Genomic DNA, 14,218 nt, shown 5'->3' on the forward strand with positions numbered 1-14,218 from the left:
TTGTTCGACGAGATTCATACTTGTTAGTTATCCATTTTTCTCCACCCTCTATAAATCATTATTATTTTTCTCTCGTTGTATGAAACCACCCTGCTCTGGGGATAAGGGGCAGGGGGAAAGGGTTTAAATCCCAAACCCAGTTCCCTTTCCCCTTTTCCCAGTCCTCACGAGCGCATTTTTGGGTTGGCAGACTACTAGAATCGCTACAACTCAACTAGCTACTCATAGCAAGAGTGACACATCAATCAATACAAATATCAAATCTAATACTTTACGCAACGATTCCACAGATATCAATTGTCTCAAAATCTTTGATACTGCTGTTCTTGCTTATCAGATGATGGATCTTAGCAACTTTGAATGAATCGTAGGATGCGCTCAATTAAATCACCCGAATGGGTGAGGAGCAAATCAACCGTTCAGGTGAACTAGGTGCAGGAAGTTAAGACAGCTAAAAAATAAGACTCTATTACTCAAGAACACTAATTGCACTTTACTATGACTAAGGATAATCCTATGAAACTCTCTATTTTGATTGATTCTGTACTCATTGTTACTTCTATTGCTTTATTGCCTCGAATGGGTGGCACTCAAATAGCTACTAGCAATAGTGGCGAACCTATAGCTATCAATTCTAACAATTCATCTAACGTCAGCTACCTCAAACACTTTGATGCTGCATTTGTAGCTTATCAAATTAATCTGAAAGCACAGGGTAGTCCTAGCGGTAGCGCTTTGGTATCTCAATACCAAACAGTAAACCTGACTGCATTAAATGTGGTTAAGGCTGCTGTCAACGCTAAAAAGTTACCAGCACAAAAAGCTTTAAATGATAAAGGTTATCTAAACGCTGTCGAGTCGCAGCTGACATCAGACGACAGCACTAACGATTTATCTTACTAAGTACAGACTTGCAGAGGTTCGTAATGGATTTATAAAATGCCGTACTATCATCTGGTTGCTTTGACAAGAAAATGCGTAACCAAGCAGGAAAAGCTGCTGTTTCCCCCTAATTACCATCTCATTCGCAAAAATTACTTTCACCCCTCCAACACCTTGGAGGGGTTTTTAGTTGGTGCTACGGTTGCTACTTGCTCTAGCGTCGTCCCATGCACAGTAACGCCGGAATGCTTTCTGCTACCACAATGGCGTAACTTATCACACTTTTAGAAAAAAGAGCTGGGTAATAAATTATTTACTGTTCTATCAAATTAACGTTGTTAAGTTACTCAGCAGGTGTAGTTTTCACCTCCAGGCTGTGTTAGATGTTGTAACGCGAAACAGGAGTATAGATACGTTGTTAAAGCTTTCTCCCGAATCTCCTCTATTTATTGTATTAATCATTATTAGTTTTTTAGTAGTAACTTTGTCAACTTGGTTATCATCTAAACCATTTGTTTTAAAACCTTTTGGGGTTAATGATATTGTCCAAATACTCACATTACAATTATTTATTTCTTTGTTATTAGAGCGTTTTTTAGAAGTTTTTATAACTACTTGGCGTGGTCCATTCGCCGAACAATTAGATACTAGTATTGAGCAAAAAAAGGCTCTACTATCTGAGAAGATAAGACTTATGGAAGTACAACAGAAGCAATTATTAGAATCTAATCAAATCAGCGGACTCCCGCCAGAAGGAATGAGTTTAGAACAGCAAATCATCCAAAATTTTACACAAAACCAACAAGAACCATTAAAAATATTCAAGCCACAAATGGATGATATCAATGAAAAAGAGCGCCAAAAAACAGCCTATAAATCTGATACACGAACAATTGCTCTATGGACATCTCTTTTATTCGGTCTTTTAATGAGCGCAATAGGTATTCGCTCAATCGAACCACTTGTAGTTATTGATTTAGATAATCCCATACAAGTAATTATTTTCCGTTGTTTAGATGCATTGTTGACAGGAGGTTTAATTGCAGGAGGTAGTGAGGGAATTCATAAGCTCATAAAAGTTTTTATCGACTTTATGGAAGCTACATCTAAACAAATTAAAAATCAGGGATCATCTTGATAAAATTACAAATACAGTAACGCATTATAAATATTATGGAAATTACAGTAATGTCTATTCTAGATATAGCGTACTATCTTCCCAGAAATAATCTTTAACTTCTACAAAACTTTTATTTAAGTTTTTTAATAAATCTGCTTCAGATAAAACCTGAACTTCTTCCATTTCCAACTTATTTTTTTGTTGGCTAACATAAGTTATTAAATAACCTTTAGAGTCTAATATTCTATGTAACGGATAATCAGCAGCCGAAGTTTTTTTCAGGTATATAGGAATAGCTCTTAGATAGCTATTATCTACTCCTATAGCTTTGATTATCTGTTTATATGTAACTACTTTTCCACTTGGGATTTTGATAATAAAATTTAGGAATCGTTTATATGGAATTTCAGATAATGCCGGAAATCGATTAGCTTGAACCTGAAAATTACTACCAACCTTGATTTGACCTGATTTAATAACTACGCCTAAAATCCCTCTTTTATCTTGGATGCTTTTTAATGATTCTACCAAGTGAGCTATTCGCTTACATGGTTCGCAGTGAAAAGTTAGCCGAATTGCCGCACCACTTTCAAAGGTTAGCAAAGAGCCAGGGATAAATTTATCAACTTCTAAACCTTGAACCACAATATTTTCTCGCAATTCTCCTGGTTGAATTGATAAGTCGAAAATATCTTCGTACCTAACAATTAAAACTTGCCTGGGACTTATCGACTCGGCATTAATATCTCCTTCTATACCATGACTTACCTTTAAATTTAATGTATTAAGCTCTACCATCGCCGAGCCTGGTTTTACTTTGCTGAAAAGATGTATGATTGAGAAAGCCATATTCATTCAGCGACGTGATTAATCTCAAATTTAGGCGGTGAAGTCAGGTAAATTCTCGGATTTACCAAGAATAAATAAACTTCCATCTCCTCCACGTCCAATTCTTAAGGTTTCATCTAAGTAAGTAATATCCAGTGTGGCAGTTCTACTAGTAGGATTATTAGCTGAAACAACCTTAAATGGGTTAAGTCGGGGAGTATTAATGCCAAGAATCTTCTCAATCGATAGGTAGCGTTTGTCAAAATAGACGTTGATACGTTTGTTCTGTAGAGGCTCTAAATCTTCTTTGGCTGGCTCAAAGCTAGCTGTAACTTTTACAGATCCTGATACTAGCCCCAAAGGATGTTTAACTTTAGCTAGATTGAAAAACAATTTATTTGCAACATCAATCACTTGATAAACTTTACCCAGCTTTAATCCCAATGGAAGAGAAGCTAAAGAACGTATTTCTCTAGCTGTGGAGTATTGCAGTTGCCAAGCTCCCTCTAGCAAAGAAGTAGCGTATAGAAGAGGATTGAGATTGGGATTGACGCTCTCCAGTTCCGTTGTCAATTGTTCAATTTCTGCGGCTAAGGTTTTGTCTAGCTGCAAATCGGTAATGGGAGACCCATCGCTCTTACTTTGAATATTCTCAAGCTTTGCTTGTAATTTTTCCTTAATTAAAAGTTGATTATTCAATGATAATAATTTTCCTTGATATATCCTGTTTCTTTAGTTCAACTTTTATGCGGGAAGTACATAAAAGTTGAATTATTTAGATGAGATTAGTCAATGAGTTGTGGGGTGGGAATTTGCGTATCGATATCTGCTTGGGAAAAATTAGGGAGCAACCAGGTACTCTCACCCGCCTTGAATACTTTGGCAGGTTCAACATTCAATTCAATTGCACCAGTGGCTGGATTGGTTCTCGCAAGAGACTGTGTACCATCGACAAACTTAACGGCGATGGGTTGGGTCAGTTGTTGTGGTTGAGCGTTTGGGCCTAGAACCACTTGAGAACCTGCGGGTAAGTAAATGCCATCGCAATCCCAATCATCATCGGTGATTGTTCCTGCGCCCAGAAAGTAGAGTTGCGTTGGAATTTTTTTTGGTTTATTGGCATAGACTGCCAAAGTCTTTCCAGTTTCATTGCGGCACTGCGCCCGCTTTCTAGCTGTTTCTATAACATTTTTCTGAAACTGCAATTGTGCCAGTCGCTGCTGAAACTGCTCAGGTGTATAGCCAGCTTGCTCAGGTGTATTCTTTACAGTTAGAAGTTGATTGAGCGCCTGAGTTACCTCAGCATAGTCAGCCCCTTTAGTGAAATCCTTGCCTGCCCAAGAGGGTTGAGCAATTAGCAGGTTCACTATCAATACGAGCGCAACAAGAAAAATTTTGAGAAACTGCATAAATTTCTCCTTTTTTTGAAATTAATGTTCAGTACCACTGAAACTTTACCAGATTTCAAATCCTTGAAAATTTCGATCGCGATTGCACCACATACCCATAAGATCAATTAATAGCCTTACAAGCTCTCAGCTCTCCTCAATATCCACTAAAAGGTGGTAGCAGTTAACTAGTAATGATGGCTGATGTCAAACTCTTAACTGGGTGACGGCGATATTACCGGAAAAACATACATCTACATCGCTGCCAGGAGTGCGATCGCGTTTGCCATATTCCCCTACATAATAAAAATTATCGCCTTCAATTCGATAGTTCACGGGCAAAGGTTTGGTACAGGCTTGGCAAAATACCACTTCAGGATGTGGTTCTCCTGATTGCAGATGCGGCAGATTCACATTCCAGAAGCTTCCTGTTTCTAGGGGACGCTTGAGTAAATCCGCTAAAACTTCCGCTGTGAATTTGGCAGCCAGATCCCAATCAAAATTCTGCTTGGCTTTGCGATACTGAGATATGGCAATTCCGGGAATACCGTGCATCGCGGCTTCTCGCACGGCGGCAACTGTGCCAGAAATATAGGCATCGACTCCCAAATTTCCCCCGGCGTTGATACCTGAAAGTACAAATTTGACATCTGCGGGAATTTGTGTTATTGCAATTCTCACACAATCAGCGGGAGTACCTGCGATCGCATACTCAGTCTCAGAACGTCGCTGGAGGTTGATAGCACGAGTAGTAGTAACTTGATGTCCACAGCCAGACTGATGATCGGCAGGAGCAGCGATAATAGAATTTTTGCCATTTACAGCTTTGAGCAGTGCTTGGATACCAGGGGCATCAATGCCATCGTCGTTAGTTAAAAGTATAGTCATGTATATATGATATTGATTTAGCTAAAATATCAGAAAAATGCAGATATCAACCATCACATAGACATATATAAACTAAATATGCATTGTCCAGAACCCTTGTAGAGAGGTACGCAGGATAACGTCTTGACATTCTTCTTCACTCAGATATCTAATGAGTACGTCAAGAAAAGCTACTCGCAGATATGAAAAAATATGGCGTTGTTGAACCAAAATATGAATCATACGATATCATTTCTAGATGGTTTGCAAATTCCGCCCTCAGCATTTGGGTTAATTCCCAAAATGGGCGGTATTTCTTATAAGTAGTAAGGTGTTTAGCATCAGGTTAATGCTTGCAACCGCCCTCAGAACAAGTTTGTGTAATCAAAAATCCCGTACAATATACATATTTACTGGGAATATCAGAAATTTTACACTGAAGAAAATCGGGAACGAGGTGATTTTTGCAGTGGTTCTGTAGTATTTTTGGTGCAAGTCTGTCTTAGGGATCACACGATGAAACAGCTCCTCAAACAAGTTTTTAGCAGTCAAAAACACCTCATCTGGCTAATTCTACCTTTGGTGACAGTTATTTTCGCAGCCTCGCTGTTTGCGACACCTGCTTCAGCCACAGGTGTGTATCAAATACCTAGCCTAACAGCAGGGAATGACACCTGGGTTTTGGATCAAGGTGAAGTCATCAGCCGTATAAATGAAGGCAAGATTAGCAGCGCTTTTAAGGATTTGGCAAAGCAAACAGATAAGGAAGTAAGAATTGTTACTGTTCGCCGCCTCGACTACGGTGAAACACCAGAAAGTTTTACTAAAGAACTGTTTGAAAAATGGTTTCCGACAAAAGCAGCCCAAGCTAATCAAACTTTATTGGTTCTTGATACAGTTACCAATGGTACCGCCATTATTACTGGGGATGAAGTCAAGCCAATACTTACTGACTCTATTGCCGAGAGTGTAGCTACTGAAACAGTAAGTGTGCCGTTACGTAATGGTGACAAATACAATCAGGCATTTCTCGATGCCAGCGATCGCCTTGTCGCCGTTCTCTCAGGCAAAGCCGATCCAGGACCACCCCAAATAACTGACAATGTACAGGTTGGAGGCACTTTCAAGAAAGCAGAAGAAACCAACCAAGGTAACGCTACTGCTTGGGTAGTAGGATTGTTAATAGCTGCCACCGTTATCCCAATGGCAACTTACTATATCTATCAGATAAATCAGCCCTCATCTAATGGGTAATGGCAGAGTTAGGAGTTAGGAGTTAGGAGTTAGGAATTTGTAACTCTTAATTTTTAACTCCTCACTCCTAACTTTAATCTTGAACATACTCTTGCCCTGTAACTAAAGCTACCTCAGCCCGGACAAATTCTCGACCTAAATAAGCTGCATGATCTAATAAAGTTACAGGAGGGGGCTGAGTTTCTTCAAAAATTTTCACGCAAAGTTCTTTCGCCGTCCTCGCGCTAAAAACTGTTGTATGAGTTCGTTCTACTTTTTGTCGCGCCGGAATTACCTTTCCCGTTTCGGGATCGACAGCTAAACCGCGATCGTCAATTACATTGGTAAAATGCTTGGCACAAATTAACCCCGCGTCTCGATCTAAGTAAATAATGAAATATCCACCAGGATCGAGGTCAATATGACGTTGGGAAAGTTTATCATCAATTGCGACTAAATCTTCAATTATTAAATCCATAAGCATTATAAAAAGAAATTTTCTTTTTTCAGGGTTTTTACACTCTATATCAAGTGTAATTCGTCGTTCACCCTCTGCCTTGGCAAACTTTTAAGAATCTTGGTTACTAAATGGCAACTCTGAATTAATTGCCTCAATCTGCTGCTGTTCGAGTTGATTCACTTCCTTAATATAAGGACGAATAATTTGTCCTAAACGATTGTTGTAAAAGCGGTGCAGACTGTGATTAGGCATAGCGGGGAAACCACGGCGTTTTTTGTGACGCCCACCCGCGCCAGGATCAAAAATTTGGATACCGTTAGCGATCGCCCACTCAATCGGCGCATAATAGCAAGCATCAAAATGTAAGCAATCTATTTCTTGAAAACTTCCCCAATAGCGTCCATAGAGTTTGTCATCTTTAAATAAACAAAAAGACATTCCTAAAGGATGAGAATTATCTTCCTCGCTATATGCGGCAACAAACAAGACTCGATGGCGATAATCGGTGTGTAGCTGCTCAAAAAATCTCCGTGTGAGATACTTGCTACCCCACCAGCCAAACTTATCACAGGTGTCAGCATAGAATTGGTGCATCAAAGGAAACAAAGACTGAGGAATTCGATCGCCACTCAGTGGTTGCAATCGTAAACCTGCTTTTTCCACAGCTTTGCGTTCCCGCTTGATATTGCGCCGTTGATTGGCGTTAAACACCTTCAAGTAATCATCAAAAGTTTTAAAGCCAGCATTTTCCCAGATATAGCTGTGGTGCAGCCAAGTTGTAAAGCCATGCCGTTCCAGCATCGGCCGCCATTGGGGATCGACGTAGAGAAAATGACACCCAGAAATACGGTTTTTGGAGCAAAAAGTGTCAATTTCATGCACCATCAGCGCTGTGATTTCATCCTCATCTTCTCCTGGGGCAATTAAGAACCGATAACCTTCAGCAGGAGTAAATGGTGTCATTCCCAGCAATTTTGGGTAATATTGGACTCCGATGCGATCGGCTAACTCTGCCCATTGGTGATCGAAAACAAATTCACCAGAACTATGTCCTTTAAGATAAAGTGGCGCAGCAGCAATCAGCGTTTTATCTCGCCACAATGTCAAGTGATTTGGCAACCAACCAGTTTTAGCCGTAACACTTTGGGAGGTTTCGAGATTGTTCAACCATTCCCATTCTAAAAATGGCGTTTTGAGTGGCATTGCCAAAGCATTCCAGGCATTTTGGGGTACTTCAGCGATTTTGTTCGTCCAAACGACAGAATAGCGAGGCTTAAGTTGTTCCACCATCTTAGAGGAGTAGGGAGTAGGGAGTGGGGAGCAGAGGGGCAGGGGAGCAGGGGAGCAGATGAAAATAATCAATGCCCAATGCCCAATGCCTCATCCCCAATTAAATAACTTAACTTAGCGTAATCTAATCTGCTGGTCGTTGCAGGCGATAGTGCAAAAACACCTCTTGCTCAACTGTATGAACTTCTATGAGTTGTAACTTTGGAGCCAAATCAGGTAAAAATCCTTTCCCTTCGACGGGTGTGGGTGCAGTATTACCACCTAAAATCAGCGGACATACAGTTAGCCATAATTCATCAATTAAATCTAGTTCCAATAAGGAAGCGACTAATTCACCTCCACCCAAGACCGCCAAGCGTGTTATATGTAGAGTGGCTAGTTGCTTCAAGGCTGCGAGAATGTCAATTTCTCGTGTTGGTGTTTCAAAAACCAGAATCTTCTCAAATTCTGGAGGGTACTCTTGTACTCCGGCTCCCAGCGTTGAGTGAAGCGTCTGTAAGCGTTCTTTCCACGAAAATTCTCCTGCTGTTGTGGTGAGTAGCCAGCGTCTTACTGGTTGCTTAAAAAAGTGAATTTCCGGATTAAGGTTTGCAGAGTTTGTAATCACTATATGAACTGGTTGCTGAGGCTTCCCTCCTTGCGCCCGGAGTTGCACTAGAGTTGGATCGGTTACAGTAAGTGTTGTTCCATAAGCATCCAGAGTCCTAGCACCGAACAAAACGGCATCAGAGGCAGCAATTTGTTTTTCTAAGTGCGCTTTATCAAGCCTTGAACCAAACCTAGCAGGCGATCGCTTAAAATCTGCTATCTTGCCATCTGCACTCATTGCTAAAACAACTGTAGTATGAGGACGATGTTGCAACATTAAATCGATTTGATAGTTTTAATATTTACTTTAGTCGTGTGTAGATTTTCAAAAAAACCATACCTGCAAGCTACTGTTTTATAATTTCACCACTGTATTGATATGCAACACAAATCTCTTTTACATCTAGCATATACGAGTTTTGGTATACCACGTTTCTTTTTGAATTATAGCAATTTGTTATTTTTAAACATTGAAAATAAAATTCTGATACTTTAATAAAATGTCTCATTTAGCTGGTTTAATTGCATATCTTTGGTGTTGTAGATTGCAGGTGCAAAGTGAGACACTCGATGACTAATCCCCGCCAATCTTCCTTCCGTCGAATTTTAGTAACGAGAATATTGCTGCTGTTTGTTCCAGTTTTACTTGTAGGCGAAATTGTTGCCTTGAATAAGGCACGTACTAGTATATTGAGAACTGCACGGCAAAATTTAACAGAAAGCGCTATCAGTAAAGGGGAGAGAATTGGTGATGCGATCGCAATCTTAAAAGCTAATCTGCTGAGTGTAAGTAAAACAACGGTGATTCCGTCGGATTCACCTATACAAGAACAAGAATTTCTCACGCAGTTAAAGCAACAACTTCCAGCCAATATTGAGTGCATCCAATTAACAAATCTCCTCAACCACAAGGTAATTGCTAGTAGCTGTGGGGATCGAGAAATTGGCGAATTGAGATTACCTTTGCCTAGTGATGGAGTTGATGTCAAAGCAATCTTCCCGTCAAAGGCAGGAACGACTGGAAAAAGAAATGCACAAAATCAACTGCAAGTAGTTTTATCTGCACCAGTTTCTGATAGCCGAAGAAATTCAATTTACAGCTTAAGTATTCAGTCTGCACTGTATCAGCAAACCAGAAATCCGCCGGGATCGCTCACAGGCGCTATGGTAGTGATTGCTGAAGATGGCACAATTTTGGCACACCCATTCACAGATTGGGTGGGAACTAATATCACTCAGCACCCTCATGCTTCCCAAATCAAAAGCATAATTAAAAATGCAATTACGGGAAAAAACGATTCGATAAGTTTGTCTTTTAGACAGGGAGAAGAATTAGTCGCTGGCTATACAGTTATTGCAAATCCCCTTACTCAACAGCAACAGCAAAAATGGATAGTTTTAGCTGTTAGTAGTGTCGATAATGCGCTGTTTGGTTTAGAAGAAATCAAATTAATTCTGATCGTTCTGACAGTTGGTTTGATTGGCGCAAGTTTGTTAGCATCCCTATATTTAGCTCCTTACTTAGCCCGTCCTGTAGAAGAATTGCGAGACTATGCTCTCAATATTCACTCTCACCATGCCGCACAACCAGTTCCGCACAATTTTCAAATTCGGGAATTCAATCAACTGGCCCAAGCATTAGACCAAATGGTAGAACGGCTGAAAGCTGGATCGGAAGAACTGGAAATAGCTTGGAAAGAAGCAAAAAGTGCTAACCAGATTAAAAGCCAGTTTTTGGCTACGACTTCCCATGAATTGAGAAACCCATTAAATATTATTATTAACTGTATTCGCCTGGTTGAAGAAGGCTTATGTGATGACCGAGAAGAAGAAATGGAGTTTCTCAAACGTGCCGATGAAACAACGATTCACTTGCTAGGTATTATTAATGATTTACTCGACATTTCTAAAATCGAAGCAGGTAAGCTTTCAGTTATTTCCACGCCTCTTGACCTCCGACAACTATTGTTAGAGGTAATTAATTTACAATCAGTTAATGTCCAACAAAAGGGCTTGCAATTGAAATGTGAGTTAGCTCCCCAAGCGATCCCAATTAAGGCAGACGCGGGAAAACTGAAGCAAGTGCTGATTAATGTTATCGGCAACGCCACCAAGTTTACCGACACCGGCAGCATCACCATTGCAACAGAAATTCAATCTACTAATGGTAAATCTGAGGTGGTAGTAGCTGTCAAAGATACAGGTATAGGCATCGATCCAACTCAACAGCACAAACTATTTCGCCCCTTTGTAATGGTGAATGGCGGTACGACACGACAGTTTGAAGGTACTGGACTGGGGCTAGCGATTTCACGAAACTTAATCGAACTCATGGGAGGTAGCATTACTCTTGAGAGTGCGGGACTTCATCAAGGTACGACACTGAAAATTACCTTACCTTTGATTGATATCTCGCTGTTAGCTGTTCCCAATAAAGAAGCAAATGTCGGGGATCTTGGGTTCTCATCTGGAAATGAGCCAGTAAAAGCAAGCCGCTACCCCAACCTACAGGAGTCTGGAGGAAGTTCTTCTTTGGGGATCGACAAGTCTGTAAAAGTAGAGGTAGAGAAAGAAAAGCTGCCGAAGTCACAGTTGCTATTTGGAAATGAGACTTGCGAGATTCGTCTTTCGCCCCTACAAACTATCTTGGTAAGTCTTCCAAAATCAGAAGTTTGTGCAAATGGGACTTTCAAGACGTAATTTAGTCAAAAGTCCATATTCATCAGTAATCCTGAGACTTTTGATCCTTAACGATGCGATCGCTCAAAAAAACAGGTGTACCACCTTGGCTAAGAGATAATGTTAGAGCAGCAAGAATTTCTACTAACTCAGTGCCTACCCAGCCAGACGAAATCTCTGAGGGAGTATTGTTAAGAATAGAGGCAACAAAGGAGGAGCAAACTCGCCCCAATGGTTCTCCTGGCTCCAATTCCAGCGCTATCTGTCTTTGATTCACAGGAATAAATTGATTCCCTTGCTGTTCAAACTCACCATGTAGCAGGGTTAGGGGTGATGATATTGACATTTCATCAAAAATCAAGCTGCCAAGGCTGCCTACAATTCCCAGCCGTCGCTGTTTATCAGAATTCAGCCAGCACAAGTGAATATAAGCTTGAAAGCCATCTGGATATGTGAGTGTCAGCCATACTAAATCAGCTAAACCTTGAGGCACAGAAGAATCCGATGGACTCACCTCTGCGCCCCTGCTCCCCTGCTCCCCTGCTCCCCTGCTCCCCTGCTCCCCTGCTCCCTGTAGCCACACAGTACCCGTTGCTTGTACTTTTATAGGAATTTGACCAAGCCAAGCGTTAAAGATTGCAATATCGTGAATAGCTAAGTCCCACAGCGCATCAACATCTTGCCGGACAGGCCCTAAATGGGTGCGGGTGGCGTAGCCATAGCGTAAATCACCTAATTTACCCGCTTGTACGACAGCTTTTCCTCGCTCAACTGCTGGGTGAAATAAATAAGTATGGTCAACAGTTAGTATCAAATGATGCTGTTCTGCTAAATAGCAAAGTTCCCGACATTCTGCTGGATTGAGAGTTAGGGGCTTTTCTGCTAAAACATTGTATCCCTGTTGGAGAGCGTCTTTAATTAAAGCATAGTGGGTGGTAGCAGGAGTGGCGATCGCCACTCCTGTCAACCCTGGAATTGTCTTTAAATCTTGCCATTGAGTTGTTAATAATACATTTTCGTCTAAGTTAAACTGCTGCTTTACCGCCGCTAATCGTTCTGGATGGGGATCTACTACAGCAACTACATTTACTTGGGGATGCGCTAAAAAATTCCGCAACAGATGCACTCCCCAACGCCCAACTCCGATGACAGCAATTTTAATTTTATTTGTCATTAGCTATTAGTTATTAGTCATTTGTCATTAGTTATTTGTATACAAAGGATGAGGGACAAATGACCACTGACAATCAACTGATTATCGACTAATTGCCCTTCTTTTAAGCTCAGGGTATTTGCGGATTAGGAATTGCTAAAAAAGCTACTTTGGCTGCGGCTTGTTCGGCAGTTTTGATCGATCGCCCCTTACCTTCTCCGAGTTTGTTTCCGTGCAGCCACACTTCAGCCAGAAAACGTTCTTGATTGCGGTGCGGTTGAGTGACTTCCACAACCCGATACTCTGGTAAAACTTTAAATTGCGCCTGAGTCCATTCTTGGAGAGCAGCTTTGTAATTTAGTCTGGCAGGATCGAGGCGAATTTCTGTTGCTAGTTCGTGGAAGTGAGGATCTAGCCAAGAGCGAATCAATTCCAGATTTTGAGTACTTAAGTAAAGCGCACCCAAAACTGCTTCAAAGGCATCTGCCAGCCGTGACTCTAGACCAACTTTATCGGCGGTAGCACTGCCAGCGACTAGTAAGTATAACTCCAAACCATAAACTCTGGCCAATTGGGCGAGAATGCGATCGCTCACCAACACCGAACGAATTGCCGCAAAATCCCCTACTGGACAATCGGGATAATTTTCCCATAACACAACAGCCGAAACCAGCCGCACTACTGCATCGCCAACAAATTCCAGCTGTTCATAATTTGCCGAATCAGAGACAGTGGGATGAGTGAGAGCTAAATCTAGCAATTCCCACTTTATAGGTGCTTCTAGCGACAAACCAAATTTTTGGACTAAACTTTCGAGTTGCCGTTGGCGGCGTGGATAGGCAAGGGGCATTGCATGATAAGGGGAAGGGGCAAGGAGGCAGAGGGGCAGGGGAGCAGAGGGGAAGGTAACTAGTTATCTATACTTATATATCTAAATCTCTTGGACTATTACTCTAGCAACTTTTCGCTACTTCTCTCTATCTAGCTTCTCTTGGATAGCTTGACGGCAAAATTCAGGAGGATCGTCTTTAGCTTTCACTTCTTGCTTCATTTCCTTGGTGACACGAAAATTCAATTGTTCAGTTAATTCCTTGCTTGGTTGGTTTCCAAAATTTTCAGGTTTACCCTTAGCTTTAGCCATTTATATAGAAACGTAAATATAGCTTGAAGTCGATGTTAACAACGGAATAGAGTTTAATTCGGTGGTGTTCGTGTCTTGCAAACTAGTTCACCACCGATTCCCACTTTTACAAGAGGTAACTCTATTTTATGTTTACGCGCACAGAATTAGAAGTTAAAAGCTTGAGAGCATTACGCGATTTGTGTCTGATACAGTACGGCATCCAAGCAATAGGAAACCCTGCTGATAAGGCATCCTATATTAATGCACTCCTGACCTTCCCTGTTATAGCCTGCAAGCAAGTGTCAGAAAATAAAGGATTGAAATCTCCTATGCTTTCTCAAGTAGAAGCGCTAGAAGCGACACTAGAAGCTATGGGAACACTGACACCAGAGCAGTCAGCATTGCTCAAGGTGACGATGGAGGGAAGGAAGCTAGAGTACCCAGCACGTTACAGTCAAGAGAAACTGTTTGGACTCTATCGGGTTAAATGGTATTTGGATACAGCATTAGAGATATTGGGAATGCTTTAGATGCTTTAGATGATGAATTAGCGATGTCTACGACGAGCTTCTCTACGAGACGCACTCGCGTTCGCTTACGCACAAAA

At 41.1% G+C, this 14,218-nt stretch carries 15 protein-coding genes; 5 read left to right on the forward strand and 10 right to left on the reverse strand.

Going from position 1 to position 14,218, the window contains the following annotated elements; translation table 11 throughout:
* The first annotated feature begins 516 nt into the window (after window positions 1–516).
* Window positions 517–903 carry a hypothetical protein gene (locus tag V7K53_RS04540; protein ID WP_335196446.1) on the forward strand — a complete coding sequence of 129 codons (387 nt, stop codon included), beginning with the start codon at window positions 517–519 and terminating at the stop codon, window positions 901–903.
* Window positions 904–1,297: 394 nt separating this feature from the next.
* Window positions 1,298–2,020 carry a hypothetical protein gene (locus V7K53_RS04545; RefSeq protein ID WP_335196447.1) on the forward strand — a complete coding sequence of 241 codons (723 nt, stop codon included), beginning with the start codon at window positions 1,298–1,300 and terminating at the stop codon, window positions 2,018–2,020.
* Window positions 2,021–2,074: 54 nt separating this feature from the next.
* On the opposite strand, the gene V7K53_RS04550 is transcribed toward V7K53_RS04545, so the two are convergent.
* The 4 genes from V7K53_RS04550 to surE all read right to left on the reverse strand — a co-directional run bounded on the left by V7K53_RS04550 (window position 2,075) and on the right by surE (window position 5,106).
* On the reverse strand, window positions 2,075–2,851 hold the full coding sequence (locus V7K53_RS04550; protein ID WP_335196448.1) for an MGMT family protein: 777 nt from the start codon (window positions 2,849–2,851) through the stop codon (window positions 2,075–2,077).
* Window positions 2,852–2,881: 30 nt separating this feature from the next.
* Window positions 2,882–3,529, reverse strand: a complete 648-nt coding sequence (locus V7K53_RS04555; RefSeq protein ID WP_335196449.1) for a PAP/fibrillin family protein — start codon at window positions 3,527–3,529, stop codon at window positions 2,882–2,884.
* Between the two features lie 86 nt (window positions 3,530–3,615).
* Window positions 3,616–4,239 (reverse strand): hypothetical protein, encoded by a 624-nt coding sequence (locus tag V7K53_RS04560; protein WP_335196450.1) that lies wholly within the window; start codon window positions 4,237–4,239, stop codon window positions 3,616–3,618.
* 186 nt (window positions 4,240–4,425) lie between these two features.
* Entirely contained in the window at window positions 4,426–5,106 is a 681-nt protein-coding gene (gene surE, locus V7K53_RS04565; RefSeq protein WP_335196451.1) for a 5'/3'-nucleotidase SurE, read from the reverse strand.
* A gap of 495 nt (window positions 5,107–5,601) precedes the next feature.
* Here surE and psb32 point away from each other — a divergent pair, with 495 nt between their 5' ends.
* Window positions 5,602–6,339, forward strand: a complete 738-nt coding sequence (psb32, locus tag V7K53_RS04570) for a photosystem II repair protein Psb32 (RefSeq protein ID WP_335196452.1) — start codon at window positions 5,602–5,604, stop codon at window positions 6,337–6,339.
* Between the two features lie 73 nt (window positions 6,340–6,412).
* On the opposite strand, the gene V7K53_RS04575 is transcribed toward psb32, so the two are convergent.
* The 3 genes from V7K53_RS04575 to V7K53_RS04585 all read right to left on the reverse strand — a co-directional run bounded on the left by V7K53_RS04575 (window position 6,413) and on the right by V7K53_RS04585 (window position 8,933).
* Entirely contained in the window at window positions 6,413–6,796 is a 384-nt protein-coding gene (locus V7K53_RS04575) for a DUF4346 domain-containing protein (RefSeq protein ID WP_335196453.1), read from the reverse strand.
* Window positions 6,797–6,886: 90 nt separating this feature from the next.
* A complete protein-coding gene (locus V7K53_RS04580) occupies window positions 6,887–8,068 on the reverse strand; it encodes a GNAT family N-acetyltransferase (protein ID WP_335196454.1) in 1,182 nt (393 codons plus the stop codon).
* A 124-nt stretch (window positions 8,069–8,192) separates the two neighbouring features.
* Window positions 8,193–8,933 carry a RibD family protein gene (locus tag V7K53_RS04585; RefSeq protein ID WP_335196455.1) on the reverse strand — a complete coding sequence of 247 codons (741 nt, stop codon included), beginning with the start codon at window positions 8,931–8,933 and terminating at the stop codon, window positions 8,193–8,195.
* Window positions 8,934–9,226: 293 nt separating this feature from the next.
* Here V7K53_RS04585 and V7K53_RS04590 point away from each other — a divergent pair, with 293 nt between their 5' ends.
* Window positions 9,227–11,356 carry an ATP-binding protein gene (locus V7K53_RS04590; protein WP_335196456.1) on the forward strand — a complete coding sequence of 710 codons (2,130 nt, stop codon included), beginning with the start codon at window positions 9,227–9,229 and terminating at the stop codon, window positions 11,354–11,356.
* A gap of 22 nt (window positions 11,357–11,378) precedes the next feature.
* On the opposite strand, the gene V7K53_RS04595 is transcribed toward V7K53_RS04590, so the two are convergent.
* From V7K53_RS04595 to V7K53_RS04605, 3 genes are all read right to left on the reverse strand, one after another.
* Window positions 11,379–12,509, reverse strand: a complete 1,131-nt coding sequence (locus V7K53_RS04595) for a Gfo/Idh/MocA family protein (RefSeq protein ID WP_335196457.1) — start codon at window positions 12,507–12,509, stop codon at window positions 11,379–11,381.
* A gap of 109 nt (window positions 12,510–12,618) precedes the next feature.
* A complete protein-coding gene (gene rnc / locus V7K53_RS04600) occupies window positions 12,619–13,338 on the reverse strand; it encodes a ribonuclease III (protein ID WP_335196458.1) in 720 nt (239 codons plus the stop codon).
* Window positions 13,339–13,455: 117 nt separating this feature from the next.
* The gene (locus tag V7K53_RS04605; RefSeq protein WP_289798473.1) at window positions 13,456–13,629 is read right to left on the reverse strand and encodes a hypothetical protein; all 174 of its coding nucleotides are present in this window, start codon (window positions 13,627–13,629) and stop codon (window positions 13,456–13,458) included.
* A gap of 128 nt (window positions 13,630–13,757) precedes the next feature.
* Here V7K53_RS04605 and V7K53_RS04610 point away from each other — a divergent pair, with 128 nt between their 5' ends.
* Window positions 13,758–14,141 (forward strand): hypothetical protein, encoded by a 384-nt coding sequence (locus V7K53_RS04610; protein WP_335196459.1) that lies wholly within the window; start codon window positions 13,758–13,760, stop codon window positions 14,139–14,141.
* The last annotated feature ends 77 nt before the right edge of the window (window positions 14,142–14,218 follow it).

It is taken from the genome of Nostoc sp., assembly GCF_036917355.1.
GTDB lineage: Bacteria > Cyanobacteriota > Cyanobacteriia > Cyanobacteriales > Nostocaceae > Nostoc.

Bases quoted from the DNA above. Each gene is read 5' to 3' on its own strand.
- V7K53_RS04540 (WP_335196446.1), top strand. From the start codon at position 517: ATGAAACTCTCTATTTTGATTGATTCTGTACTCATTGTTACTTCTATT.
- V7K53_RS04550 (WP_335196448.1), bottom strand. From the start codon at position 2,851: ATGGCTTTCTCAATCATACATCTTTTCAGCAAAGTAAAACCAGGCTCG.
- V7K53_RS04560 (WP_335196450.1), bottom strand. From the start codon at position 4,239: ATGCAGTTTCTCAAAATTTTTCTTGTTGCGCTCGTATTGATAGTGAAC.
- surE (WP_335196451.1), bottom strand. From the start codon at position 5,106: ATGACTATACTTTTAACTAACGACGATGGCATTGATGCCCCTGGTATC.
- psb32 (WP_335196452.1), top strand. From the start codon at position 5,602: ATGAAACAGCTCCTCAAACAAGTTTTTAGCAGTCAAAAACACCTCATC.
- V7K53_RS04575 (WP_335196453.1), bottom strand. From the start codon at position 6,796: ATGGATTTAATAATTGAAGATTTAGTCGCAATTGATGATAAACTTTCC.
- V7K53_RS04580 (WP_335196454.1), bottom strand. From the start codon at position 8,068: ATGGTGGAACAACTTAAGCCTCGCTATTCTGTCGTTTGGACGAACAAA.
- V7K53_RS04585 (WP_335196455.1), bottom strand. From the start codon at position 8,933: ATGTTGCAACATCGTCCTCATACTACAGTTGTTTTAGCAATGAGTGCA.
- V7K53_RS04590 (WP_335196456.1), top strand. From the start codon at position 9,227: ATGACTAATCCCCGCCAATCTTCCTTCCGTCGAATTTTAGTAACGAGA.
- V7K53_RS04595 (WP_335196457.1), bottom strand. From the start codon at position 12,509: ATGACAAATAAAATTAAAATTGCTGTCATCGGAGTTGGGCGTTGGGGA.
- rnc (WP_335196458.1), bottom strand. From the start codon at position 13,338: ATGCCCCTTGCCTATCCACGCCGCCAACGGCAACTCGAAAGTTTAGTC.
- V7K53_RS04605 (WP_289798473.1), bottom strand. From the start codon at position 13,629: ATGGCTAAAGCTAAGGGTAAACCTGAAAATTTTGGAAACCAACCAAGC.
- V7K53_RS04610 (WP_335196459.1), top strand. From the start codon at position 13,758: ATGTTTACGCGCACAGAATTAGAAGTTAAAAGCTTGAGAGCATTACGC.